Source organism: Streptomyces sp. NPDC008317, from assembly GCF_042955955.1.
Taxonomy (GTDB): Bacteria; Actinomycetota; Actinomycetes; order Streptomycetales; family Streptomycetaceae; genus Actinacidiphila.
On record NZ_JBIBFQ010000005.1, the window covers coordinates 664,786 to 689,474 of the forward strand.

At 73.4% G+C, this 24,689-nt stretch carries 18 protein-coding genes; 15 read left to right on the top strand and 3 right to left on the bottom strand.

Annotated features, from left to right (window positions below; all coding sequences use genetic code 11):
- Positions 1–189: 189 nt before the first annotated feature.
- Both ACFY9V_RS20090 and ACFY9V_RS20095 read left to right on the top strand, forming a co-directional pair.
- Positions 190–2,799 (top strand): discoidin domain-containing protein, encoded by a 2,610-nt coding sequence (locus ACFY9V_RS20090; RefSeq protein WP_391162181.1) that lies wholly within the window; start codon positions 190–192, stop codon positions 2,797–2,799.
- A gap of 440 nt (positions 2,800–3,239) precedes the next feature.
- Positions 3,240–6,200 carry a glycoside hydrolase family 3 C-terminal domain-containing protein gene (locus ACFY9V_RS20095; protein ID WP_391162183.1) on the top strand — a complete coding sequence of 987 codons (2,961 nt, stop codon included), beginning with the start codon at positions 3,240–3,242 and terminating at the stop codon, positions 6,198–6,200.
- Between the two features lie 92 nt (positions 6,201–6,292).
- On the opposite strand, the gene ACFY9V_RS20100 is transcribed toward ACFY9V_RS20095, so the two are convergent.
- Positions 6,293–6,799, bottom strand: coding sequence for a cupin domain-containing protein (locus tag ACFY9V_RS20100; RefSeq protein ID WP_391162185.1), 507 nt, complete (start codon positions 6,797–6,799; stop codon positions 6,293–6,295).
- 139 nt (positions 6,800–6,938) lie between these two features.
- Here ACFY9V_RS20100 and ACFY9V_RS20105 point away from each other — a divergent pair, with 139 nt between their 5' ends.
- The 13 genes from ACFY9V_RS20105 to ACFY9V_RS20165 all read left to right on the top strand — a co-directional run bounded on the left by ACFY9V_RS20105 (position 6,939) and on the right by ACFY9V_RS20165 (position 22,261).
- The gene (locus ACFY9V_RS20105) at positions 6,939–7,442 is read left to right on the top strand and encodes an Rrf2 family transcriptional regulator (protein WP_391162187.1); all 504 of its coding nucleotides are present in this window, start codon (positions 6,939–6,941) and stop codon (positions 7,440–7,442) included.
- The gene (locus ACFY9V_RS20110) at positions 7,439–8,365 is read left to right on the top strand and encodes a DsbA family protein (RefSeq protein WP_355345830.1); all 927 of its coding nucleotides are present in this window, start codon (positions 7,439–7,441) and stop codon (positions 8,363–8,365) included. Before ACFY9V_RS20105 ends, ACFY9V_RS20110 begins: the two co-directional genes overlap by 4 nt.
- Before the next feature lie 564 nt (positions 8,366–8,929).
- Positions 8,930–10,486 carry an ABC transporter substrate-binding protein gene (locus ACFY9V_RS20115; protein ID WP_391162189.1) on the top strand — a complete coding sequence of 519 codons (1,557 nt, stop codon included), beginning with the start codon at positions 8,930–8,932 and terminating at the stop codon, positions 10,484–10,486.
- The gene (locus ACFY9V_RS20120; RefSeq protein ID WP_355345824.1) at positions 10,483–11,559 is read left to right on the top strand and encodes an ABC transporter permease; all 1,077 of its coding nucleotides are present in this window, start codon (positions 10,483–10,485) and stop codon (positions 11,557–11,559) included. The genes ACFY9V_RS20115 and ACFY9V_RS20120 overlap by 4 nt, the downstream gene beginning before the upstream one ends.
- Positions 11,556–12,440, top strand: a complete 885-nt coding sequence (locus ACFY9V_RS20125; protein WP_391052338.1) for an ABC transporter permease subunit — start codon at positions 11,556–11,558, stop codon at positions 12,438–12,440. The genes ACFY9V_RS20120 and ACFY9V_RS20125 overlap by 4 nt, the downstream gene beginning before the upstream one ends.
- Entirely contained in the window at positions 12,424–13,677 is a 1,254-nt protein-coding gene (locus ACFY9V_RS20130; protein WP_391162190.1) for an oligopeptide/dipeptide ABC transporter ATP-binding protein, read from the top strand. The genes ACFY9V_RS20125 and ACFY9V_RS20130 overlap by 17 nt, the downstream gene beginning before the upstream one ends.
- Positions 13,674–14,768 (top strand): ABC transporter ATP-binding protein, encoded by a 1,095-nt coding sequence (locus tag ACFY9V_RS20135; protein ID WP_355345815.1) that lies wholly within the window; start codon positions 13,674–13,676, stop codon positions 14,766–14,768. The genes ACFY9V_RS20130 and ACFY9V_RS20135 overlap by 4 nt, the downstream gene beginning before the upstream one ends.
- Before the next feature lie 45 nt (positions 14,769–14,813).
- Entirely contained in the window at positions 14,814–15,896 is a 1,083-nt protein-coding gene (locus tag ACFY9V_RS20140; RefSeq protein ID WP_391162191.1) for an LLM class flavin-dependent oxidoreductase, read from the top strand.
- Entirely contained in the window at positions 15,893–18,400 is a 2,508-nt protein-coding gene (locus ACFY9V_RS20145) for a molybdopterin-dependent oxidoreductase (protein WP_391162193.1), read from the top strand. Before ACFY9V_RS20140 ends, ACFY9V_RS20145 begins: the two co-directional genes overlap by 4 nt.
- Complete coding sequence (locus ACFY9V_RS20150; protein ID WP_391052327.1) at positions 18,397–19,617, top strand: acyl-CoA dehydrogenase family protein; 1,221 nt, start codon at positions 18,397–18,399, stop codon at positions 19,615–19,617. Before ACFY9V_RS20145 ends, ACFY9V_RS20150 begins: the two co-directional genes overlap by 4 nt.
- A 51-nt stretch (positions 19,618–19,668) precedes the next feature.
- Positions 19,669–20,832 carry an LLM class flavin-dependent oxidoreductase gene (locus tag ACFY9V_RS20155; RefSeq protein ID WP_355345803.1) on the top strand — a complete coding sequence of 388 codons (1,164 nt, stop codon included), beginning with the start codon at positions 19,669–19,671 and terminating at the stop codon, positions 20,830–20,832.
- Complete coding sequence (locus tag ACFY9V_RS20160) at positions 20,829–21,635, top strand: serine aminopeptidase domain-containing protein (RefSeq protein WP_391162195.1); 807 nt, start codon at positions 20,829–20,831, stop codon at positions 21,633–21,635. The genes ACFY9V_RS20155 and ACFY9V_RS20160 overlap by 4 nt, the downstream gene beginning before the upstream one ends.
- A gap of 74 nt (positions 21,636–21,709) precedes the next feature.
- Positions 21,710–22,261 (top strand): flavin reductase family protein, encoded by a 552-nt coding sequence (locus ACFY9V_RS20165; RefSeq protein WP_355345797.1) that lies wholly within the window; start codon positions 21,710–21,712, stop codon positions 22,259–22,261.
- A 33-nt stretch (positions 22,262–22,294) separates the two neighbouring features.
- Here the strand turns inward: ACFY9V_RS20165 and ACFY9V_RS20170 are convergent, their stop codons facing one another.
- Entirely contained in the window at positions 22,295–23,056 is a 762-nt protein-coding gene (locus ACFY9V_RS20170) for a methyltransferase domain-containing protein (RefSeq protein WP_391162196.1), read from the bottom strand.
- A 293-nt stretch (positions 23,057–23,349) separates the two neighbouring features.
- Positions 23,350–24,678: a hypothetical protein gene (locus ACFY9V_RS20175; RefSeq protein WP_391162197.1), complete on the bottom strand. Its 1,329-nt coding sequence runs from the start codon at positions 24,676–24,678 to the stop codon at positions 23,350–23,352.
- Positions 24,679–24,689 lie beyond the last annotated feature (11 nt).

Sequence of the window (24,689 nt, forward strand, 5' to 3'; positions counted from 1 at the left end):
AACTCTTGACATGGATGAAACACAGGGAGAACCATCGCGGTGTGCACCCGGGAGAGCGCTCTCACCTCAACAGGTGGGCGCCCGCCCGGACTTCACCGTTTCAGCAGCATCCTGTCGTCCGGCCACCGCAGTTCGGCCGGACGATCACCGACCCCTGCCCCCCCACGTGTGGAACCAGGAGAGTTGCTCATGCTCGCTCCCCCCTCCGGCTCGACGGCGCTGAGACCATCAGCACCGGCGAATCGGCGTAACACCGCCGCGGCGATCATCACGGCCCTGATCGCCTCGTTGCTCCTCTTCGTACCCTCGCACTCCGCCCGCGCGGCGGACACACTGCTCTCCCAGGGCAAGACCGCGACGGCGTCGTCGACCGAGAACGCGGGCACGCCCGCCTCGGCCGCGGTCGACGGCAACACCGGCACCCGCTGGTCCAGCGCCGCCTCCGACCCGCAGTGGCTCCAGGTCGACCTCGGCGCCACGGCGACCATCAGCTCCGTCACCCTCAACTGGGAGGCGGCGTACGCCAAGGCGTTCAAGATCCAGACCTCGGCCGACGGCACGAACTGGACCGACGCCTACTCCACCACCACCGCGACCGGTGGTGTCCAGACAGTCGCCGTAAACGCTTCCGGGCGTTATGTCCGTATGTACGGTACGGCGCGCGCGACCGGTTACGGTTACTCGCTCTGGGAGTTCCAGGTCTACGGCAGCACGGGCGGCGGGGGCAACCCGCCGGCCACCGGGACACTGCTCTCGCAGGGCAAGACCGCCACCGCGTCCTCGACCGAGAACGCGGGCACGCCCGCCTCGGCCGCGGTCGACGGCAACACCGGCACCCGCTGGTCCAGCGCGGCCAGCGACCCGCAGTGGCTCCAGGTCGACCTGGGCGCGTCCGCGACCATCAGCTCGGTCGCGCTCAACTGGGAGGCGGCGTACGCCAAGTCCTTCAAGATCCAGACCTCGGCCGACGGCACGAACTGGACCGACATCTACTCCACCACCACCGGCACGGGCGGCAACCAGACGCTCACCGTGACCGGCACCGGGCGCTACGTCCGGGTGTACGGCACGGTCCGCGCCACCGGATACGGCTACTCCCTGTGGGAGTTCCAGGTGTTCGGCACCGCGGGCAGCGGCGGTGGCGGCACCGGCCCGATCCAGGGCGGCGGCGACCTCGGCCCCAACGTCAAGGTCTTCGACCCGTCCACGCCCAACCTCCAGGGCCAGCTCGACCAGATCTTCGCCCAGCAGGAGTCCAACCAGTTCGGTGACGCCCGCTACCAGGTCTTCTTCAAGCCGGGTACGTACAACGGCATCAACGACCAGGTCGGCTTCTACACCTCGGTCTCCGGCCTGGGCAAGAACCCGGACGACGTCCAGATCAACGGTGACATCACCGTCGACGCGGGCTGGTTCAACGGCAACGCGACCCAGAACTTCTGGCGCTCGGTGGAGAACCTGGCCATCAAGCCGGTCAGCGGCGACGACCGCTGGGCCGTCGCGCAGGCCGCGCCGTTCCGCCGGATCCACGTCCAGGGCGGTCTGAACCTGGCCCCGGCCGGTTACGGCTGGGCGAGTGGCGGCTACATCGCCGACAGCAAGATCGACGGCACCGTGGGCCCGTACTCGCAGCAGCAGTGGTACACCCGCGACAGCTCCATCGGCGGCTGGACCAACGGCGTGTGGAACATGGTGTTCTCGGGTGTGAAGGGCGCTCCGGCGCAGGGCTTCCCGAACCCGGTCTACACGACGCTGGCCACGACGCCGGAGTCGCGTGAGAAGCCGTACATGTACCTGGACGGCAACAACTACTCGGTGTTCGTGCCGAGCCTGCGGCAGAACGCGAGCGGCACCTCCTGGCCCAACACGCCGGGTACGTCGATCCCGCTGACGCAGTTCTACGTGGCGCACCCCGGCGACTCCGCGGCGACCATCAACGCGGCGCTCGCACAGGGGCTGAACCTGCTGCTCACTCCGGGCATCTACCACGTGGACCAGCCGATCAACGTCACGCGCGCCAACACCGTCGTCCTCGGCCTCGGCTACGCCACGGTCGTCCCGGACAACGGCGTGGACGCGGTGAAGGTCGCCGACGTGGACGGCGTCCGGCTGGCGAGCTTCCTGATCGACGCCGGTGCGGGCAACTCGCCGCAGCTCCTCCAGGTCGGCGCGCCCGGTTCGTCCGCGAACCACTCGGCCAACCCGACCACGGTCCAGGACGTGTTCGCCCGGGTCGGCGGCGCGCGCGCCGCTCAGGCCCAGACCGCGTTCGAGATCAACAGCAATGACGTCATCATCGACCACACCTGGATCTGGCGTGCCGACCACGGCAGCGCGCCGACCGGCTGGAACGTCAACCCGGCCGACATCGGTCTGAAGGTCAACGGCAACAACGTGCTGGCGACCGGCCTGTTCGTGGAGCACTTCAAGAAGTACGACGTGGAGTGGTCCGGTCAGAACGGCAGGACGATCTTCTTCCAGAACGAGAAGGCCTACGACGCCCCGAACCAGGCGGCGGTCCAGAACGGCAGTATCCGCGGGTTCGCGGCCTACAAGGTGGACGACAACGTCACCACCCACGAGGGCTGGGGTCTCGGCAGCTACTGCAACTACACGGCCGATCCGTCGATCATCCAGGACCACGGCTTCGAGGCACCGACCACGGCGGGCGTGAAGTTCCACGACCTGTTGGTCGTCTCGCTCGGCGGCATGGGCCAATACGCCCACGTCATCAACAACACCGGGCCGGGCACGTCGGGCACCTCGACCGTACCGTCCACGGTGACGTCGTACCCGTAACCCCCATGACGAAGGCCGTCATGGCGCCTGAGACCCCGTAGGCGCGTCGCCCCACAGGCGCGCCTACGGGCACCACCGAGTGCGAGGGGCCGCCGCCCTGTTCAGGGCGGCGGCCCTTCCGCATGTCCGGGAGCGGGCCGTACGGGTCCGGGCCGCTCGGCGCGCGCGGGCCCGGGCCGCTCGGCGCGTGCCGTCTCGGGCCGCTCGCGCGCGCCGTCTCGGGCCGCCGCCGGGTGTTCGGGATCGCACCTAATCAGGTCAGTCGCGGACGCAACAGGCGGTCGTAGCGGCCGACTTCACGCAATATGGCGGCGTCGAATCTGCAATAACCCTTGACCTGTGCGCAAGTTGAGCACAATCCTCGGTGAGCACTCTTGGGCTCCATCCCCCCTGGCACGGGCGGCACCCCACACCGCCCGCCGAACCCGAACGGAGTGGCGATGAGACGACGCCCCCTGCTCTCCAGCGTGCTCGCCATCGCGGTCGCCGCGCTGGCCGCGCTGACCGCCGGACCCCTGCCCGCGCAGTCCGCGTCGGCGGTCGACGCCCGGCCGTGGATGAGCGCGGCCGACACCCCCGCGCAGCGCGCCGACGCTCTGCTGGCGCAGATGACCAACGCCGAGAAGATCACGATGATGCACGGCGGCGCGCAGTGCTCATGGGGCGCCTGCGTGGACGCCAACACCCGTCTCGGCATACCCCAGTTACGCCTCCAGGACGGCCCGGCGGGCGTCGCGGACGGCGCGGGCGGTGTCACACAGCTCCCGGCCCCGGTGGCCGCCGCGGCCTCCTGGGACCGCGATCTGGCCAAGAGCTACGGCCAGGTGATCGGCAACGAGGAGTGGGGCAAGGGCGCCAATGTGGTGCTCGGCCCGACGATCAACATCGTGCGCGACCCGCGCTGGGGCCGCGCCTTCGAGTCACTGGGCGAAGACCCGTATCTGACAGGCCAGTTGGGCGCCGCCGACATCCAGGGCATCCAGAGCCAGGGCCCGATGGCCCAGGTCAAGCACTACGCGGACTACAACCAGGAGACCAACCGCAACAACGCCTCGGACAACGTCATCATGTCCGACCGTACCCAGCGGGAGATCTACCTGCCCGCCTTCGAGGCCGCCGTCAAGCAGGGCCAGGCGTACTCGGTGATGTGTTCCTACGCCTCGGTCGCGGGCACCTTCGCCTGCGAGAACGCCCGGTTGATCCAGCAGGTGCTGGAGGGCGACCTCGGCTTCACCGGCTTCGTCACCTCCGACTGGGGCGGCACCCACTCCACGGTCGCCTCGGCCAACAACGGCCTGGACATGGAGATGAACGGCAGCGACTTCTACGGCACGGCGCTCACCAACGCGGTGGCCTCCGGCCAGGTCTCGCAGGCCACGCTCGACGGGCACGTCCGCCGCATCCTCACCGCGATGTTCGCCTCCGGGCTCTTCGACACCACGCAGACCGGCACCATCACCACGCCGGTCAGCACGGACGCGCACCGGACCACGGCCCGGCAGGTCGCCGAGGAGGGCAGCGTCCTGCTGAAGAACGCCTCCGCCGCGCTGCCGCTGGGCTCCGCGAACAAGAAGATCGCCGTGATCGGCGACGACGCGGGTCCCAACGCCATGACGGCGGGCGGCGGCAGCACGCACGTCGGCTCGTCCTCGGTCGTGACCCCGTACTCGGCGCTGGTCACCCGCGCGGGCAGCGGCGCGAGCGTCAACTACGCCCAGGGATACGCCTCCCCGAGCGGCGAGATCGTCGACAGCCCGTATCTGACGCCCTCTTCGGGCAGCGGCCACGGCCTGTACGGGCAGTTCTACAACGGGACGTCGATGGGCGGCACGCCGGTCCTCTCGCGGGTCGACCCGACGCTGAACTTCCTGTGGGGCGGCGCCTCTCCGGCGTCCGGTGTCCCGGCGACCGGCTGGTCGGCGAAGTGGACCGGCACGCTGACCCCGCCGACCACCGGCACGTACACCTTCGCCCTGACCAGTGACGACGGCAGCAGGCTGTTCGTCAACGGCCAGCAGATCATCAACAACTGGGCGAATCAGCCGACCACCACGAAGACGGGCACGGTGACGCTCACCGCGGGCCAGCCGGTCAGCGTCGAGATCGACTACTTCCAGGACGGCGGCGGCAGCGAGCTGGAACTGGGCTGGCAGATCCCCAATCAGGACCTGCACGGCGAGGCCGTCACGGCGGCGCGCAACGCGGACACCGCGATCGTCTTCGTGAACAAGGGCGAGGGCGAAGGCGCCGACATCAACGACATCTCGCTGTCCGGCGACCAGAACCAGCTCGTCACCGATGTCGCGGCGGCCAACCCCAACACCATCGTGGTCGTCAACAGCGGCTCGGCGATCGCCATGCCGTGGGCCAACTCCGTCCGGGGCATCATCGAGAACTGGTATCCGGGCCAGGAGGACGGCAACGCCATCGCCCGGCTCCTCTACGGCGACGTCAACTTCTCCGGCAAGCTGCCGGTGACCTTCCCCGCCTCCCTCGCGGACGTCCCCGCCCACACCCCGGCCCAATGGCCCGGCCAGAACAACACCGTGCAGTACAGCGAGGGCATCAACGTCGGCTACCGCTGGTACGACTCGCAGAACAAGACCCCGGCCTACCCGTTCGGCTTCGGCCTGTCCTACACGACCTTCGGCTACTCGGGCCTGACGGTCGGCGCGCCCGACGCGAACGGCAACGTGGCCGTCGGCTTCGACGTCACCAACACCGGCACACGAGCGGGCGCCGAGGTCGCCCAGGTCTACGTCGGACAGCCCGCCACCACCGGCGAACCGCCCAAGAACCTGCGCGGCTTCCAGCGGGTCAGCCTCAACCCCGGCCAGAGCCAGCACGTCACGGTCACCCTGGACGCCCGCAGCTTCCAGTACTGGACCACCACCTGGACCAACGCGGCCGGCACCAACGCCGTCTACGTCGGCTCCTCCTCCCGCGACATCCGCCTCACCGGCCAGACCACCATCCCGGGCGGCGGGACGGGGAATCCGGGCCAGAGCACCACGATCAGCCTCAAGGCGCACGCCAACAGCCAGTACGTGACGGCGGAAAGCGCGGGCGCGGCGGCGCTCATCGCCAACCGTACGGCGATCGGCCCCTGGGAGACCTTCGACGCGATCGACCTCGGTTCAGGGACGGTCGCGCTGCGGGCGCACGCCAACAACAAGTACGTGACCACCCCCAACTCCGGGGCCGGTGCGCTGATCGCGAGCAGCAGTACCATCGGCGCCGCCGAGACCTTCGACCTGATCCACGACCCGGACGGCGCGGTGACACTGCGCGCCCACTCCAACCATCAGTACGTGACGGCGGAGAACGCGGGCGCCGCCGCCCTGATCGCCAACCGTGCGGCGATCGGCCCCTGGGAGGAGTTCGACCTGGTCAACGACTGACCCCGGCCGCCGGTCTCGGACACACGCGACGGCACCGGCCCCGGTGACCGGTCTCGGTGACCGCTTCGCGTGACCTTCCGGGTGACGGCTCGTCAGGAGCCGTCACCCGGAAGCGCGTACAGGCTCGGGAGGTTCACCACGATCGCCTTCTGGGTGCTGCGGGCGATGACGACCACGGCCTCCTCGGAGTCGTCCGGGTTCTCCTCGCGGTGCGGCACGAAGGGGGGTACGAAGATGTAGTCGCCGGGCGCGGCGCGCAGCCGTACCTCCTCGGGCTCGCCGCCGGAGTCGTCCACGAAGACGAACTCCGGGCGTCCGCTGACGACATAGATCGCGGTCTCCGACTCGCCGTGGTGGTGGTCGGAGGAGGCGGTGGCGGGGGCGACATGGGTCTGGCCCATCCACAGCCGCTCGGACCCGACGGTCCCTCCGCTGATCGCCGCGAACCGCCGCATGCCGCCGGTCTGCGCGGTGTCGCCGTCGAGGCCGTCGGCCTTGATGTGGTGCAGTCGGCTGCGCAGCGAGCCGTGCGAAGGGTCGGAACCGGCCGGGAGATGCGGATGGAATCCCTCACCGGCGATGGTCGGCTGATCGCTCATGGCAGACGACGCTAGAGGGCGTCCGGAAAAGATGTCAAGAGGTGTCCATTACGGCTCACCTGCACAGACGCACCCTTCCGTGGCCGGTGGAGCCGCCCGCGGTGCCGACTTCCGCCGTCCGGCGCGCCATACTGGAGCCATGCATATCTCCGCGAAGGCGGACTACGCCGCGCGGGCCCTCATGGAGCTGGCCTGCGACATCGACCGCCCGCTGACCTGCGAGGCCATCGCCTCCTCGCAGGAGATTCCGTTCCGATTCCTGAAGTCCGTGGTCGGCGAGCTGCGGCGGGCGGGGCTGGTGCGCAGCCAGCGCGGCTGTGAGGGCGGCTACTGGCTGACCAGACCCGCCGCCGAGATCACGCTGCTCGACGTGGTGCGCGCCGTGGACGGCGAGGTGATCACGCTGCGCGGCGAGCCGTTGGCCGAGCTGGCCTATCCGACGCCCGCAACGGGCCTGCCGAGTGTGTGGCGCACGATCGAGGAGGGCGCCGCCGCCGTGCTGGCCGGGGTGACGATCGCCGCGCTGCTGCCGTCCGGGTCGGCCGCGGCCGGTGGCGCACAGGCCGCCGCGCCGGACGCCGCTTCGATCGCCGCTCCGTCCGCCCCTTCGGCGGGCGAGGACCGCCTGGCGGGCGTGGCATGACCGGTCCCCCGCCGCCCGGTGGCACCGACCGCCTCCAGGTCACCGAGTACACCGATCCGCTCTGTCCGTGGGCGTGGGGCTCCGAGCCCGTCTTCCGCGCGCTGCGGGCCGCGCTCGGCGAACAGGCGTCATGGCGGCGGGTGTTCGGCATCCTCTTCGACACCGACGACGACCCGGCGCCCGATCCGGCGGCCGAGACCCGGTGGTACGAGGGCTTCGTCCGGGAGATCAGCGGGCACACCGGGGCTCCGCACGCGGTGCGGCTGAGCCGGGTGGCGGCGACGAGCTGGCCCGCCTCGCTGGTCGCCAAGGCGGCCGAGGCGCAGGGCGGGCAGGTGGCCGACCGGGTGCTGCGGCGGCTGCGCGAGACGATGTTCGTGACCGGCGAGCCCGCCGACACACTGGACCTGGCGCTGGCCGCCGCCGACGGCGTGCCCGGTCTCGACCCCGTACGCCTGGCCGCCGACGCCGCGTCCCCCCGGGTGCTCGCCGCTGTGACGGCCGACCACCGCGAGACGCGCGCCCCGCTGGCCGATGTGCTGACCGTCACAGCGGCGGGGCCGCATCCGGGCACCGCCAAGGAGACCCCGTCGGGAGAGCTGCGGTACGCGCTGCCCACCGTCGTGCTGACCGGGCCGCTCGGGCGTCGCGTGGTGCCCGGCAGGCGCCCGGCGGCGAGCTATCTGGAGGCGGCGCTCGCGGTCGCCCCCGGGGTGTCCGTGTCGGCCGAACAGCCGTCCGCCGAGGCCCTGTTGGCGTACCACCGCAGCCTGACCGGGCCGGAGTGGGAACTGCTGGCGCCGGGGGTCGCGCCGCCCGCGTCGGCCGTCCCGGTGGCCACCGGGAACGGCCCGCTGTGGCTCCACCCGGCCGAGGCCGCGGCATACCCGGCCCCCGTATCCGTACCCCCGCTGCCGCGTTGACCAGCGGGTCTTTCGCACGCGGTCACCGTTCCACCGAATGAGACACCTTTTGGTGTCCATTGACATCGGCTCACCCCGGCAGTCAGGATGGGCACATGCTTACGACGCACCCCGGTGTGGTGTGCCGCTACGTGGACTTCCTGCGTACCAGCAGCGCTCTCTGTCGCTGACCGTACGCCCGTGGCCCTCGCGCGGCGCCTGACCGCCCCGCAGACCCCAGGCCCCAGGCCCCCGATCGGCCGGCCTGTGTCCAGGCCCGTGCGCCCCGCCCACGCGTCCTCCCGCTCGTCTTTCCGTGGCCCCGTCGTCCCGTGACGTCCACGCCATGACCCCCGCCGTAACCGCCTGAGGCACCCGCCCCCGGCGCGGCACTCCCCTGTCACGCCCACCGCACAGTGCCGCCGCCATGGCGCCGCACCGCGATCCGTGCCGCCTCCGTGCTCGGCGCGCCGGTCTCCCGGCCGTCGCCGAGCGGAACGGCACGCTGTACGCCGCCCCCGTCGCGCCGCCCTCACCGTCGAGGGCACCCCCTCGAAACGCACCCTCGAAAGGTGACGCCTCGTCATGAATCGTGCCGCCGTGACCAGTTCTCTTCCCTCCTCCCCGAGCAGACGTTCCTTCCTCGGGCTCGGCCTCGGCGCGGGCGCCGCCCTGGCGCTCGCGGCCTGCGGCAGTGGCAGCGGTACCTCGGGGAGCAGCGCGGGCTCCTCCGTCCTCAAGTGGGGCTGGGCGCTGCCCACTTCGTGGGACCCGGTCTTCTCCTCCGCCGGATGGGACGTGCACTCGCTCTCCCTGGTCTACGCGGGCCTCACGAAGCTCGACCCGCACGGCGCGGCCGTACCGGCGCTCGCCAGCGCGTGGAAGTACAACGCCCTGGGCACGCAGGTGACCTTCACCCTGCGTCCCGGACTGACCTTCTCCGACGGCTCCGCGCTGGACGCCACCGCCGTCAAGAAGAGCCTCGACCGCGGCCGTACCGACCCCAAGTCGCTGGTCGCACCGCAGCTCACCTCGGTCAAGGCGGTGTCCGCGCCGAACGCCACGACCGTCGTGATCGACCTGACGCACGCGGACTACCAGCTCCCCAACCTGCTGGCGGGCAAGACCGGGATGGTCGTCAATCCGGCCGCCTTCACCTCGGACGCCGCGGGCATCGCCTCCAAACCGGCCGGCTCGGGACCCTTCACGCTGACCTCGTACACCCAGAACGCCAAGGCCGTCCTGCGGCGCAACCCCACGTACTGGGACGCGGCCTCGATCAAGCTGAACAACTTCGAGCTGTACCCGCTGCCCGACGCCTCCACGGTCGTCGCGGCGCTCCAGTCGGGGCAGTACAACGTGGCGCAGATCCCGGGCAGCCAGGTCGAGGCGGCCAAGGCGGCCGGGCTCGAAGTGCAGGTCATTCCCTCGATGGTGGTCGCCACCCTGGATGTGAACAGCAGCAAGGCACCGTTCGACGACCCCAAGGTGGTCGAGGCGCTGAAGTACGCGATCGACCGTGAGGCGCTGCTGAAGACCCAGGCGTTCGGCCACGGCGAGGTCAGCTACCAGCCCTTCCCGAAGGGTTACGCGGGGTACGACCCGGCCAGCGCGAATCTCTTCCCGTACGACCCGGAGAAGGCCAAGCGGTTGCTCGCGGAGGCCGGGCACGCGGGCGGCCTGGACCTCACGCTGACCACGGGCGCCGCGCAGGGCGAGCCCGAGCAGATCCAGGCGCAGCTCAAGAAGGTCGGGATCAACGCGAAGATCGAGGTCATCCCCGAGGCGCAGTTCACCCAGATCATCTACATCCAGCACGACCGGCAGTTGGCCGTCGACCAGTTCGCAGGCCGCGACTCCGCCGTGCAGGCGTTCCAAGTGCTCTTCGGTGAGCAGGGGTTGATGAATCCGGGCCGCACCACCCCGCCGGAGCTGGCCGCCGCCATCGACAAGGTGACCCGCACTCCGCTCGACTCCCCCGACTACCCGAAGGTCCTCCAGGCCGCGAGCGCCACCGCGGTGCGCACCACGCCCAACGTCTTCCTGTTCACGGTGCCGCGCATCCTCGCCAGGGCCCGCGGGGTGTCGGCGCTGCCCGAGACCACGGTGGTGCAGCGCTTCGAAGGGGTGACCGTCGGATGACGGCGCTCGCCGCCGCGCTGCCCCGGCGGCGGTCGGCACGGGCCCGCCGGGCGCTGATCGCGCCGCGGCCGATCGGTTCCGCGGTGCTCACCACCGCCACCGTGTTCCTGCTGTCGTCGCTGCTGACCTTCGGGCTCGGCGCGCTGTCGAACGCCAACCCCGGCGCGGCGGTGCTCGGCGAGACCGCCACGCCCGCCGACATCGACCGGATGAACCACGCCTTCGGCCTGGACCGGCCGCTGCCGGTGCAGTACGTGAGCTGGCTCGGCCACGCCCTGACCGGCGATCTCGGGCGCTCCTGGTTCACCACGCTCCCGGTCTCCGACAGCGTCTTCCGGGCGCTGCCGGTGGACCTGTCGATCGCCGGTCTCGCCCTGGTGATCGCCGTGCTGCTCGGCGCGGCGGGCGGGATCGCCGCCGCGTACAGCAACGGCGGGCGGCTGGACCGCGCGATCACGGCGGCCTGCTCGGTGCTCGGTACGCTGCCGGCCTTCGTCGTCGCGATCGGTCTGATCGCGGTGGTGTCGGTGAAGCTCGGGTGGCTGCCGTCCGGCGGCTACACCGCCTTCGGCGACGATCCGGCGCAGTGGCTGCGCTTCGCGGCGCTGCCCGCCTTCGCGCTCAGCCTGGACGCCGCCGCGAACGTGGCCCGGCAGCTACGGGCCTCGCTGGTCGGGGAGTTGCGGGCGAATTACGTGACGGGCGCGATGATGCGCGGTCTGTCGGCCCGGCGGGTGCTCTTCGGGCACGTGCTGCGCAACGCGGCGGGACCCGCGCTCACCGTCCTCGGCATGAGCGTGCCGATGCTGATCGGCGGCGCGGTCGTCACCGAGCGGATCTTCAACCTGCCCGGTATCGCGCAGCTCTCCCTCCAGGCCGCACAGCAGCACGATGTGCCGGTCATCCAGGGCACGCTGCTGGTCACGGTGGCGGTGGTCCTGCTCGCCAACATCGCGATCAACGCCGGTCTGCTGGCGCTCAACCCGGCCGCCCGCAGGGGCCGTTCCAAGGCGAACGCGGCATCGGGAGACGCCGCGCTCGCTGACGGCGCGTCACGTGGCGGTGCCTCATGAGGACGCTGCGCCGCACCGGACGGGTGCCCGCCGCCCGTTTCGCACTGGCCGTACTCGCCGTCGTCGCCCTGCTCGCGGTGCTCGGCGGGGTGATCGCTCCGCAGGACCCGCTCGCGCAGGACACCGCGCGGGTGCTCCAAGGTCCCAGCGGATCGCACCTGTTGGGGACGGACTACCTCGGCAGGGACGTCCTGAGCAGGCTGCTGGCGGGCACCGGCCGCTCCGTGCTCGGCGCGGTCGAGTCGGTCGGCGCGGCGATGGTCCTCGGCGTCGTGCCGGGCCTCGCGTCGCTGTGGCTCGGCCGCGGCTTCGAGTGGGCCGCGCTGCGCGCGGTGGACGCGCTGATGACGCTGCCGTTCACGCTCTTCGCCATCGCCGCGATCGGCGTCTTCGGCAACGGCCTCAACCAGGCGATGCTCGCGCTCGGCGTGCTGCTGGCCCCGCTGTTCTTCCGGGTGTCCCGCGCCGCCGCGCTGGGCCTGAAGCAGGCCCAGTACGTGGAGGCCGCGGAGCTGATGGGCGCCTCGCGCGGCCGGATCCTGCGGACCCACATCGCCGCGAAGGTGCTGCCGACGATCGCCGTGACCACGGCCCACGCGCTGGCGACGGCCCTGCTGACCGTCGCCTCGCTGACCTTCCTCGGCGTCGGTGTCCAGCCGCCCGCCCCGACCTGGGGCGGCATGCTCGCCAGCGACCTGGGCTATCTCGCCCAGCAGCCGTGGGCGCCCGCCCTGCCCGGCGTCCTGATCATGATCACCGTCGGCGCGCTCAATCTGCTCGCGGACGCCGTACGGGACAGCGGCGCCGATGTCGGGGCCGAGCCGCGAGCCGCCCGCGAACCCCAGGGGAGGAAGGCCGATGACCGTGTCGTCGCTGTCTGAGCCGGGCCGCGCCCGCACCGTCGGTGCGACCGGACCCGTACTCACCGTGGACGGGCTGCACATCACCGTCTCCGGCGGTCGCGCCGAGGCCGTCCGCGACGTGTCCTTCACCGTCCACGCGGGCGAGGCCGTCGGCGTCGTCGGCGAGTCGGGCAGCGGCAAGACGCTGACCTGCCGCTCGCTGCTCGGCGTGCTGCCGCCCGGCTGCGAGGTGTCGGCGGGCAGCGCGGTGCTGGCCGGTGCGGATCCCGACGGTACGGAAGCGGTCGGTACGGCGACGGCCGGTGCCTCGGCCGCGGGTGCCTCGGCCGCGGGTGGGTCGGCGGCCGGTGGGTCGGCGGCCGGAAAGGCGTCGCTCGCAAGCCCGTCCCCCGCAAGCCGGTCGTTCGGCAAGGCGTCCGCCGCGAAGTCCTCGGCCAGGAAGTCGTCGGGCGCCGCCTCGTCGGCCGGTACCGATCTGACCGCGCTCGACAAGCGGCAGTGGGAGCGGCTGCGCGGGGTGGAGCTGGGCGCGGTCTTCCAGGACCCGGCCTCGTATCTCAACCCGGCGCTGACCGTGGGCCGCCAGCTCGCGGAGCCGCTGCGCGTACGCCTCGGTCTGAAGCGGGCGCGGGCGCACGAGCGGGCCGTGGAACTCTTCGCCTCGGTCGGCCTGCGCGATCCCGCCGACGTCTACCACCGGTACCCGCACGAGCTGTCGGGCGGCATGCTGCAACGCGTCCTGATCGCCATCGCGGTCGCCTGCGATCCGCGGCTGCTCGTCGCGGACGAGGCGACGACGGCGCTCGACACCGTCGTGCAGGCCGAAGTCCTCGATCTGCTGGCCCAGTTGCGCGACGAGCGCGGTCTCGCCCTGCTGCTGGTCACCCACGACCTGGCCGTCGTCGCCGAGGTCACCGACCGGGTGCTGGTCTTCTACGCGGGCGAGATCGTCGAGGACGGCCCCACCCAGGACGTCGTCCACCGCCCCGCGCACCCCTACACCGCCGCGCTGCTGCGCGTCGCCTCCCTCGGCGACTGGAACCGCCGCGAGCTGGCCGTCATCCCCGGCCGTCCGCCCGAGGCGGGCGAGGCCCCGGTCGGCTGCCGGTTCGCCGACCGCTGCGCCTTCGCCGAGGACCGCTGCCGTACGCGGCCGGTGCCGCTCACCGCGACCGCCGACGGCCGCCGTGTCCGCTGCGTGCGCGCCGCGGAACTCGCCCTGTCCCCGCCGCCCCTCCAGGAGGTGCCCGCATGACCACCACCCCCGCGGCCCGCACGGCGCCGGTCTCCGACGTCTCCCCGCCCACGGCGGACATCGAGCGGCCGGTCGCGCCGTCCGCGGTGCCCGCCGCCGAACGCGAGACGCGGGCGTCCGCGCCCGCGCTCCAGGTCGAAGGGCTCGGTGTCACCTACCAGCGGCGCCCCGGCCACAGCCACAGCGCCCCCGTGCTGAGCGGTGTGGACCTGGAGGTGACGGCCGGTCAGATCCTCGGGGTGATCGGCGAGACCGGGTCGGGTAAGACGACGCTGGCGCGGGCCGTGGTCGGGCTGGCGCCGGTGGTGGCCGGGCGGATCGGCGTGGCGGGCGTCGAGGTCGGCGCGCTGCGCGGACGGGAGTTGCGCGACCACCGGCGGTCCGGGCTGGTGCAGTACATGTTCCAGGACCCGCTGCGGTCGCTGGACCCGGATCTGACGGTGAACGACCTGGTGGGCGAGCCGTTGGCGGTCGCCGGGGTGGAGCGCGCCGAGCGGCGCGGCCGGGTGGCGGAGGCGCTGCACCGGGTGGGGCTCGACGCGGGCACCCTGGGCGGCCGGATTCCGGCCCAGCTCTCCGGCGGCCAGCGTCAGCGCGTGTCCTTGGCGCGGGCGATCGTCACGCGGCCCGCGTTGCTGCTGGCGGACGAGCCGGTCAGCGCGCTGGACGCCTCGAACCGCAACCATGTGCTGCGGCTGCTGGACGAGTTGCGCCGCGACCTGGGCGTGGCCGTCGTCGTCATCTCGCACGACCTCAGCTCGCTGGCCGGGATCGCCGACCGGATCGCGGTGCTGTACCGGGGGCGACTGGTCGAACAGGGCCCGACCGCCGATGTGCTGGCCCGCCCGCTGCACCCGTACACCGCGCTGCTCACCGCGTCCGCGCCCCGCGTGGACCGCGATCCGTCGAAGCGGCGCGAGCGGCCGGGGCCGCCCGGTGAGGTGCCGGTCTGGGCGGCCGACCCCGGCGCCTGCGTCTTCGCCCACCGCTGCCCGCTGGCGGACGCCGACTGCCGTGCACAACCGGGCAGTTCGCCGCACTCGGGCGAGCGAGCCGCCGCCTGTCACCACCCGGTCGCCGCCGCCCGCTGACCCGCGCACACCACCAGCAACCCCACGATCATCGGGAGAGACCCCGTGCCCATCGAATTCATCGGCATCGCCAGCACCCAGCGGTTCAGTGAGACCGGCGCCGCGTCCGGGCCTGTCGTCGACCCCGGCTACCTGACCGAACTGGCCCTGGCGCACGAGGAGTCCGGCTTCGACCGTGTGCTGGTCGCGCACTCCTCCGCGAGCCCCGACGGCTTCACCGTCGCCGACCAGATCCTGAACCGTACGACCCGGCTCGGTGTGCTGCTCGCCCACCGTCCCGGTTTCGTCGCCCCGACGCTCACGGCCCGCAAGTACGCCACGCTCGACGCCTTCCACCCTGGCCGGGTCGCGCTGCACGTCATCACCGGAGGCGACGACGCCGACCAGGCGCGGGACGGCGACCTCAGCGACAAGCCGACCCGCTACCGGCGCACCGACGAGTTCCTCGACGTGGTGCGCAAGGAGTGGGAGTCGGCCGAACCCTTCGACTACGAGGGCGAGTTCTACACCGTGCGCGGCGGCTACTCGTCGGTCCGCCCGGCCGATCCGATCCCGGTGTACTTCGGCGGCGCGTCCGGTGACGCGGTGCGGGTCGGCGGCAAGCACGCGGATGTGTACGCCTTCTGGGGCGAGCCGCTCGCGGGGATCGCCGAGCGCATCCGGCAGGTCCGCGCGGCGGCGTCGCCGTACGGCCGCGACCCGCGGTTCAGCGTCAGCCTGCGCCCGATACCGGCCGCCACGGAGGCCGAGGCGTGGCGCCGCGCCGAGGACGTCCTGCGGCTGACGAAGGAGAAGGCGGGCGAGGTGCGCAAGGCGTTCAACCTCGACCACACCGCGCAGGAGGGCTCGCGCAGGCTGCTCGAATACGCCGCCAAGGGCGACGTGCACGACAAGCGGCTGTGGACGGCGGTCGCCAAGGTCACCGGGGCCGCGGGCAACTCCACCGCGCTGGTGGGCAGTTACGAGCAGGTCGCCGAGTCGCTGCTGGACTACGTGGGCCTGGGCGTGTCCACCCTCCTGATCCGCGGCTTCAGCCCGCTGGAGGACGCCCGCGACTACGGTTCCCTGGTGCGGCTGGTCCGCGAGCAGACCGACGGCGCCGCGCTGACCGGAGCGGCTGCCGTATGACCGCCGGGACCGGGAGCGCGCCCTCGGTGGGGAGGATGGCCGGGGCGGTCACCCCGACGACCTCCCACTGGGGGGCGTTCGGGGTACGGCGGAACGCGGACGGCACGGTCACCGCCGTCCCGCACCCCGCCGACCCCTCGCCGTCACCGCTGCTGCGCGGTGTGCCGGGCTCGCTCCGGCACGCCACCCGGATCCGGCGGCCCGCCGCCCGGCGCGGCTGGCTGGAGCACGGCCCCGGTCCCACCTCCGGGCGCGGCGACGAGCCCTTCGTGGAACTCGGCTGGGACGAGGCGCTTGACCTGGCCGCCGCAGAACTGGCTCGGGTCCGCGACGAGTTCGGCAACACGGCGGTGTTCGGCGGCTCGTACGGCTGGGCGAGCGCGGGGCGCTTCCACCACGCGCAGAGCCAACTCCACCGGTTCCTGGCGCAGTTCGGCGGCTACACGGGCTCGCGCAACTCGTACAGCCTGGGCACCTCGCTGGTGCTGCTGCCGTATCTGGTCGGCGACGCGGAGTCGGTGCTGCGGTCCTCGTCCACCTGGCCGACGATCACCGGGCACACCGAACTGATCATCGCCTTCGGCGGAATCCCCGCGAAGAACGTGCATGTCACCCCCGGCGGGGTGACCCGGCACGGCACGCCCGGCCATCTGTCGGCGCTGGCCGCGGCCGGTGCCCGGGTCGCGCTGGTCAGCCCGCTGCGCGACGACCTGCCGGACGGCCTGGACGCCGACTGGTACCCGATCCGCCCGGCGACCGACACCGCGCTGATGCTGGCGCTCGCCCACACCCTGGTCGACGAGGGGCTGTACGACCGGGAGTTCGTCGACCGGTACTGCGCCGGGGCCGACACCTTCCTGCGCTATCTGCGCGGCGCCGACGACGGCACGGTGAAGGACGCGCGGTGGGCCGCGGCGCTCACCGGCATCCCGGCCGACCGAATCCGCGACCTGGCCCGCAGCGCCGCGCGGCAGCGCACCCTGGTCACCGTCACCTGGTCGTTGCAGCGCATCCAGCACGGCGAGCAGCCGGTGTGGGCGGCGCTCGCGCTGGCCGCGCTGCTCGGCCAGATCGGACTGCCGGGCGGCGGATTCGGCCACGGCTACGGCTCGATGGGCGACGTGGGCGACACCGGTCCGCAGGTCCGGCTGCCGTATCTGCCCCAAGGGCCCAATCCCGTCGCGGAGTTCATCCCCTGCGCCCGGATCGCGGACCTGCTGCTGCGTCCCGGCGAGGAGTACGACTACGACGGCACGCGCCGCCGCTACCCGGACATCAGGCTGGTGCACTGGGCCGGCGGCAACCCCTTCCACCACCATCAGGACCTGGGCAGGCTGCGGCGCGCCTTCGGGCGGCCGGACACCGTGCTGGTGCACGAGACGCACTGGACGGCGACCGCCCGCCACGCCGACCTGGTGTTCCCCGCCACCACGTCCCTGGAGCGCGAGGACATCGGCGGCGGGCGGCGCGACACGCATCTGATCGCCATGCACCGCGCGGTCGAGCCGGTCGGCGAGGCCCGCGACGACCACGCGATCCTGGCCGGTCTGGCCGAACGCCTCGGATTCGGCGAGCGGTTCACCGAGGGACGGGACCCGGCGGGATGGCTGGAGCACCTGTACACCCGGTGGGCCGAGGAGTTGGCGGCGACCGGGGGCGGCGAGCCGCCCGCCTTCGCGGACTTCTGGTCGGCGGGCGAGTGGGAACTGCCGCCGCAGCCCGCCGAGCGCACGCTCTTCGCCGACTTCAGGGCCGACCCGCTGGGCGCGCCCCTGGCCACCCCCAGCGGCCGGATCGAGCTGACCAGCGCGACGGTGGCCGCCCTCGGGCTGCCCGACTGCCCCGGCCACCCGGCCTGGCTCGAACCCGACGAGTGGCCGGGCGCCCCGGCCGCGGACCGGCTGCCGCTGCTGCTGATCGCGAACCAGCCCGCCAACCGGCTGCACAGTCAGCTCGACACCGGGGCCGCGAGCCTGGACGCCAAGGTCGCCGGGCGCGAGGCGCTGCGGATCCATCCGGCGGACGCGGCGGCCCGTTCGGTCCGCGACGGCGATCTGGTGCGGATCTTCAACGACCGGGGCGCCTGCCTGGCGGGCGCGGTGCTCACCGACCGGGTACGGCCCGGTGTCGTACGGCTGCCGACCGGCGCGTGGTTCGACCCGGTGCCCGGTCACGAGCCGCCGCTGTGCGCGCACGGCAATCCGAACGTGCTGACCGCCGACATCCCCAGCTCCCGGCTCTCCCAGGGCTGCACCGGCCAACACGCGCTGGTCGAGGTCGAGTTGTGGGCCGGAGGGCCGCCGCCCGAGGTGACCGTCCGCCGGCCGCCCGCCTTCGCCGACGATCCGCGCGCGGGCCGTACGACGCACGCGACACCCTCGACGGCCGCCGCGGGACCGGCCACCGCTGACACGTACGCGCCCGGCCCGTACGGCCGCCTCGGACCACCCGAGCCCGGCGATCCCCACTTCGAACGGCCCCACCACAGGAAGGCCACACCGTGACCACCGACCTCGCGTCCTCGTCCGGCACCGGCTCCGCCGCGCCCGCGGACGCCGCCGCCACCGGCCTGCCCGCACCCGACTACGACCGGCTGCCCGAGGTCGCGGCGGCGCTGGCCGCGCGGGCCGGTGAGCACGACCGGGACGCGAGCTTCCCGCACGAGGGCGTGGCCGCCGTGCACGCCGCCGGACTGCTCACCGCGACCGTCGACCGCGGCCACGGCGGCGCGGGGGCCGGTCTCGCCGACACCGTACGCATCCTGCGGGCGCTCGGCGGCGGCGATCCGGCGGTCGCCCTGGTCACGTCGATGACGCTGTTCGCGCACGCGGCGCAGGCCCGCGCCCCGCACTGGCCGCAGGACACCTACGGCGAGCTGCTGGCCGAGTCCGCGCGACGCCCGGCGCTGGTGAACGCCCTGCGGGTGGAGCCCGATCTGGGCAGTCCGGTACGCGGCGGGCTTCCGGCGGCCACCGCGCGGCGGCGCGAGGACCACTGGGAGCTGACCGGGCACAAGATCTTCTCGACCGGCGCGGTGGCGCTGCGCTGGATGATGGTGTGGGCGCGCACCGACGAGGAGCCGGTGCGGACCGGTTCGTTCCTGGTGCGCACCGACTCGCCGGGCATCGAAGTGCGGCCCACCTGGAACCACTTGGGGCTGCGCGCCAGCCGCAGCGACGACGTGCTGTTCGACTCGGTCCGTGTGCCGCTCGGCCGCACCGCCGGGCTCGCGGAGCCCGGCCAGGACGGCGGCCGGGACGTCGTCGGCGGTGCCTGGAACTCGCTGGGCCTGACCGCGCTCTACCTCGGCGTGGCGCGCGCCGCCCAGCGGTGGCTGACCGGTTTCCTGCACGAGCGCGTGCCCAGCGCGCTCGGCGCTCCGCTGGCCACGCTGCCGCGCTTCCAGAGCGCGGTCGGCGAGATCGAGGTCCAACTGGCCGGTGCGGAAAGGCTGGTGGCGGCGCTGGCCGAGGCCGTCGACAGCGGTGATCCGCTCGCCGCCGCGGAGGCGGGCGGCGCGAAGGTGCTCGGCACCCGGGCCGCGATCGGTTCGGTCGAGCAGGCCGTCGCGCTGATCGGCAACAACGGCCTGACCAACGACAACCCGCTGCAACGCCATCTGCGGGACGTGCTGTGCTCCCGCGTCCACACCCCGCAGGACGACTCGGTGCTGCTCGGCACCGGGCGCGCCGCCCTCGACCTCGGCGGGTCCGCCCGCTGACCCCCTTTTCGCTCTCTCTTCCGCTCCCTCTCACGAAAGGCCCCAGCAGCCATGCCTGTTGAGTTCATCGGCATGATCGGCACCCGCGACGTCTCCGAGGTCCGTCCTCCGTCCGGGCCGGTCGTCGACCCCGACTACACGCGGCGGTTCGCCCTCGCCCACGAGGAGGCGGGCTTCGACCGCGTCCTGATCGGCTACGGCTCCGGCAGCCCCGACGGTACGCAGGTCGCCGCCCATGTCGCCGCGCACACCGAGCGGTTGGGCCTGCTGGTGGCGCACCGCCCCGGCTTCGTCGCCCCGACCCTTGCGGCCAGGACCTTCGCCACCCTCGACCAGTTCTCCGGCGGGCGCACCGCGGTGCACATCATCACCGGCGGGCACGACGCCGAGCAGCGCAGGGACGGCGACCACCTCGGCAAGGACGACCGCTACGCGCGGACCGACGAGTACCTCGACATCCTCAAGTCCGCCTGGACCAGCACGGAACCGGTCAGCCACGAGGGCCGCTTCTACCACTACGAGGACTACCTCTCCGAGGTGCGCCCGGTCACCGAGCCCCGCATCCCGCTGTACTTCGGCGGCTCGTCCGAGGCGGCCTACCGGGTCGGCGGCAAGCACGCCGACGTCTTCGCGCTGTGGGGCGAACCGCTGGCGGAGACGGCGGAGCAGATCGCGTCCGTGCGGGCCGCGGCCGAGGCGGCGGGCCGCACCGAGCCGCCGCGGATCAGCGTCTCCTTCCGGCCGATCCTCGGCCGTACCGAGGAGGAGGCGTGGGACCGCGCGCACCGCATCCTGGACACCATCAACTCCCGCGGCGCGGCAGGGTCGTTCGTCGGCAGCCGCCGCACGACCCTGCCGGTCGGCCCGGACGCCCAGCCGCAGAACACCGGCTCGCAGCGGCTGCTCGCCGCCGCGGCCAAGGGGGAGCTGCACGACCGCGCGCTGTGGACCCCCACCGCCAAGGCGACCGGGGCGGCGGGCAATTCGACCGCCCTGGTCGGCACGCCGGAGACCGTCGCCCAGGCGCTGCTGGACTACGTGGACATCGGCGTCACCACGCTGCTGATCCGCGGCTACGACCCGCTGGACGACGTGATCGACTACGGCCGTGACCTGCTGCCGCTGGTCCGGGCCGAGGTGGCCCGGCGCGACGCGGACGCGACGGGCGTGTCCGGCTCCGCTCCCGCGGTCGCCGCCGTGAGCGGTGCCCGATGAGCGCCCCGGTCGGCCTCGCCGAGGCCACCGGCGACCCGGTGCACCCGCGAGTCCCGAGCCCGGCGGAGGAGGCCGCGCCGGTCGCGGACTGGTACCCGGCCGCGGGCCTGGCCCACCGCGGCACCGTCGTCCTGCTCCCCGGGCGCGGTGAACACCCGGGCGTGTACGAGCGGTTCGGCCGACGGCTGGCGGCCGACGCGTATGTCGTCCACGTCCTCGACGTGCCCGAGGACGGCGATCCCGAGCCGGTCGCGGGCGCCGTCGAAGCGATCGCGGCGGGCGCGGCCAGGCCGCTGGTGCTGGCCGGTTCCGACAGCGGGGCCCTGCACGCGCTGGCAGCCGCGGGGCGTACGGGCGTCGCACCGGACGCGCTGCTGCTCGCCGGGGCGCCGGAACCGGGCGCGGCGGCCGGGTGGGACGACGAGCTGGCCGTACGCACGGCGTGCCCGACGCACCGGGGGCGGCTGGACGCCGATCCGCTGTTCGTCGCCGGCGCCCTCGCCGCCCCCGTCCCCGGCGCGCTGGCCGAGGCCGCCGACGCGGCGCTGACAGCCGGGCTCCCGTTCCCGGCCCTCGTGCTGCACGGCGCGGCCGATCCGGTCTCCGCGCCGTCCGTCGCCCACGCCCTGGCCGCGCGGCTGCCCGCGGCGACCCTGGCCACGGTGACGGACGGCAGGCACGACGTGCTCAACGACATCCAGCACCGCAGTGTCGCCGCCCTCGTCGTCCAGTGGCTGGAGCGGCTGCGTATCGCTCCCTCGCTCCCGCCGATCCTCACGGTGACCCCGGTCGCCGCGCCCTGACGCCCCGCCATGTGCCGGGCCCCGTAAGGGGTCCGGCCACTCCCCTGGCATCCGACCCGGAAGGACCGCCCGTCATGACCGCGACCCCGTCGCTCGCCGCTGCCACCAACTCACCCGTGGATCACACCCGTTCCGCCGCCGGAGCGGTACGTCCGGCCGATCTGCTGCGGCGTACGCTGCGGCGGCAGGCGACGGCGGTGACCGTCGTGACCGTGCCGGGTCCCGCGGGATTCACCGCGACGTCCTTCACCTCGGCGTCCCTCGAACCGGCCCTGGTGTCCTTCTACTTGTCCACCACGGCGTCCACGGCGGGCGCCGTCAGGTCGGCCGACCGTTTCGCCGTGCATCTGCTCGGGTCCGACCAGGAGGACCTGGCGCGGGGCTTCGCGCGCAGTGGAGTGGACCGGTTCGCCGGGGTGGACTGGACACCGGACACGGGCGGGCTGCCGCTGCTGTCCGGGGTGCCGGCCTGGCTGACCGCCCGTACCGTGCACGTCCACGACGTCGGCGACCACTTCCTCGTGGTCGGCCATGTGGAGGACGCGGGCGGTCCCGGCGCGGACTCGCCGCTGGTCCACCACGACGGGGCGTTCGGCACCTTCCACACCGACCGGCCCCGCGCGTAACCGCGGCGGGCGTCGCGGGGGACGGTCCCGGCGTCAGGCCGCCTTCCGCGCCTCGATGAGGAAGCGGGTCACCGTGGCCGTGAACGACCCCTCGGACGTGATGTGTTCGTGCAGGGCGCGCAGGGTGTCGCGGTGCTCGGCGACCGTGAAGCCGGGGACCATCCAGATGACCTTGCGCAGGTAGTAGACGACCGCGCCGATGTCGTGGAATTCCATCCGCAGCGACTCGGCGCGCAGGTCGACCACCTCGAGTCCGGCCGCGGCGGCGCCCGCGCGCGCCAGGTCGGGGTGGCGCGCGCCGCGCACCGCGTCGGGCTGCTCTCCGAGGAAGAACTCCACGAGCTCGAACGCGCTGGCCGGGCCGACCTGCTGGGAGAAGTACGTGCCGCCGGGGCGCAGGACGCGCGCGATCTCGTCCCACCACACCGTCACGGGGTGGCGGCTGGTCACCAGGTCGAACGCCTCGTCGGCGAAGGGCAGCGGGGGCTCGTCCGTGTCCGCGACGACGACCGCGCCGCGCGGGTGCAGCAGCGCGGTCGCCTTGGCCACATTCGGCGGCCACGACTCGGTCGCGGCCATCAGCGGCGGCAGCGCGGGCACCCGGGCGAGCACTTCGCCGCCGCCGGTCTGGATGTCGAGCGCGGCCGACGCCCGGCCGAGACGCTCGCCCATCCGCCGCTGATACCCCCACGACGGCCGCTGCTCAGTGGCCCGCCCGTCCAGCCAGGAGAAGTCCCACCCGTCGACCGACACCGAGTCGGCCTCCGCCACCAGCGCGTCGAAGTCACGTTCCATCCCGGCATCATCGCCGCAGGCCGTCTGCCGGACCACTCGATTAACCCGTGCCTCGATCGCCTCGAACCTCGACCAGCCAGGGCTCGGGCCTCGACCACACCCGGGCCGCGACCACCTCAGGCTTCGACCACCTCGGACCTCCATCAGCCCCGACCTCGACCACCTCGGACCTCGATCACACCCGGACCTCGACCACACCCGGACCTCGATCAACCGGCGCCTGGGCCACGGGCCGTACCTGAGGAGCCGGCCAGCAAGGGGGGCCGTCCCGCGCCGGAGGCGGCCCCTGCCGCTCAGCGCACCGGCACCCCGCCGTAGCCCTGGACGATCGGCCGCCAGGTCGGCTGGAACTGGGGAAGGGTCGAGCCGACCGCCCACGCGGTGGGTGTGCCCGGCAGCGGGTGCGGCACGGCAGCCACGCCGAAGAGCGAGGCACCCTGGCCCGCCGCGTCGGTCGCCGCGGGCTCGGCGTGCCAGGCCGCGCCGTCCCAGCGCATGGTGAACGCCGGTGTGGCCACGCCCTGTTGCTCGCCGACGGCGATCAGGCCGTGCTCGCCGTACGCGGTGACGCCGTGCAGGTCCGCGTGGACGGCGGGCGCCGCGACCTCCGTCCACGTACGCCCGTCCCAGTGCAGGGTCAGCGGGGAGTTCGTGCCGTCCGGCGTGCTGCTCCCGCCGACCGCCCACACGTCGTCGGGGCCGAGCACGGCGACGCTCTCCAGCGACTCGCCGCGGCCGGCGGTGTGCGGCGTCGGCACGATCCGCCAGGCCGCGCCGTCCCAGCGCTCGACGAGCGGGCGGCCCTCACCCCGCGCGTCGTAGACGACACCGACGGCCCAGACACGACCGTCGCCGTCGGCCGCCGCACCCGACAGCAGCGCGTCGCCGCCCGGCTCCGGGGTGGCGACCGACGACCAGGCGCGCCCGTTCCAGTGGTACGCCAGCGGGCGCGGCGCGCCGATCCGGTCCTGCGCGGTGACGCCGACCGTCCAGAGGTCGTCCGGGCCGGTGCCCGCGAGCGCCGACGGGTACGCCGACCGGTCGGCGGCCTCCGCGGGCAGCGGGACGTCCTGCCAGCGGCGGCCGTCGAAGTGCTCGGCCAGCGAGCGGTCCTGGAACGCCGCGGCGTCGTTCCAGGAGCCGACGGCCCAGACGTCACGGGCGGACAGCGGCAGTACGGCGTCGAGCTTGCCGTTCGCCGCCGCGCCGCCGGACGGCCGGTGGGCGAGCGGGCCGGTGGCGTTCCACCGAGCGCCGTCGAACCGCTCGGCGACGGGGACGTTCACGCCCGACGGCTCCTCGCGGTAGCCGACCGACCACGCGTCGAGCGAGTCGCGGGCCGCCACGGCGCGCAGTTCCTCGTCCCGCTCGGGCCCGGCCGCGCGGCGGCTGCGCCACCCCGGCAGGTCGGGGCCGCCGGGCGCGGGCGCGGCAGCGGAAGCGTCCGGCACCGGGGCGGAGGCCGAATCCCGTACCCCGTCGCCGGGCGCCGCCGTCGCCGCGCCCGCTCCCGTTCCGGCGAGCGCCGCCGCAGCCGTGAGGGCCGCCGCGGCGAGCACTCCGCCGCGCGCCCGCCTCGGGCCGAGGCCCCGCGTCAGTCGCCGTCCCCGTCGTGTCCGCATCCCGCTGCCGC

Excerpts from the sequence above, each read along its gene's own strand:
- ACFY9V_RS20090 (WP_391162181.1), top strand. The coding sequence starts at position 190 with ATGCTCGCTCCCCCCTCCGGCTCGACGGCGCTGAGACCATCAGCACCG.
- ACFY9V_RS20095 (WP_391162183.1), top strand. The coding sequence starts at position 3,240 with ATGAGACGACGCCCCCTGCTCTCCAGCGTGCTCGCCATCGCGGTCGCC.
- ACFY9V_RS20100 (WP_391162185.1), bottom strand. The coding sequence starts at position 6,799 with ATGAGCGATCAGCCGACCATCGCCGGTGAGGGATTCCATCCGCATCTC.
- ACFY9V_RS20105 (WP_391162187.1), top strand. The coding sequence starts at position 6,939 with ATGCATATCTCCGCGAAGGCGGACTACGCCGCGCGGGCCCTCATGGAG.
- ACFY9V_RS20110 (WP_355345830.1), top strand. The coding sequence starts at position 7,439 with ATGACCGGTCCCCCGCCGCCCGGTGGCACCGACCGCCTCCAGGTCACC.
- ACFY9V_RS20115 (WP_391162189.1), top strand. The coding sequence starts at position 8,930 with ATGAATCGTGCCGCCGTGACCAGTTCTCTTCCCTCCTCCCCGAGCAGA.
- ACFY9V_RS20120 (WP_355345824.1), top strand. The coding sequence starts at position 10,483 with ATGACGGCGCTCGCCGCCGCGCTGCCCCGGCGGCGGTCGGCACGGGCC.
- ACFY9V_RS20125 (WP_391052338.1), top strand. The coding sequence starts at position 11,556 with ATGAGGACGCTGCGCCGCACCGGACGGGTGCCCGCCGCCCGTTTCGCA.
- ACFY9V_RS20135 (WP_355345815.1), top strand. The coding sequence starts at position 13,674 with ATGACCACCACCCCCGCGGCCCGCACGGCGCCGGTCTCCGACGTCTCC.
- ACFY9V_RS20145 (WP_391162193.1), top strand. The coding sequence starts at position 15,893 with ATGACCGCCGGGACCGGGAGCGCGCCCTCGGTGGGGAGGATGGCCGGG.
- ACFY9V_RS20155 (WP_355345803.1), top strand. The coding sequence starts at position 19,669 with ATGCCTGTTGAGTTCATCGGCATGATCGGCACCCGCGACGTCTCCGAG.
- ACFY9V_RS20160 (WP_391162195.1), top strand. The coding sequence starts at position 20,829 with ATGAGCGCCCCGGTCGGCCTCGCCGAGGCCACCGGCGACCCGGTGCAC.
- ACFY9V_RS20165 (WP_355345797.1), top strand. The coding sequence starts at position 21,710 with ATGACCGCGACCCCGTCGCTCGCCGCTGCCACCAACTCACCCGTGGAT.
- ACFY9V_RS20170 (WP_391162196.1), bottom strand. The coding sequence starts at position 23,056 with ATGGAACGTGACTTCGACGCGCTGGTGGCGGAGGCCGACTCGGTGTCG.
- ACFY9V_RS20175 (WP_391162197.1), bottom strand. The coding sequence starts at position 24,678 with ATGCGGACACGACGGGGACGGCGACTGACGCGGGGCCTCGGCCCGAGG.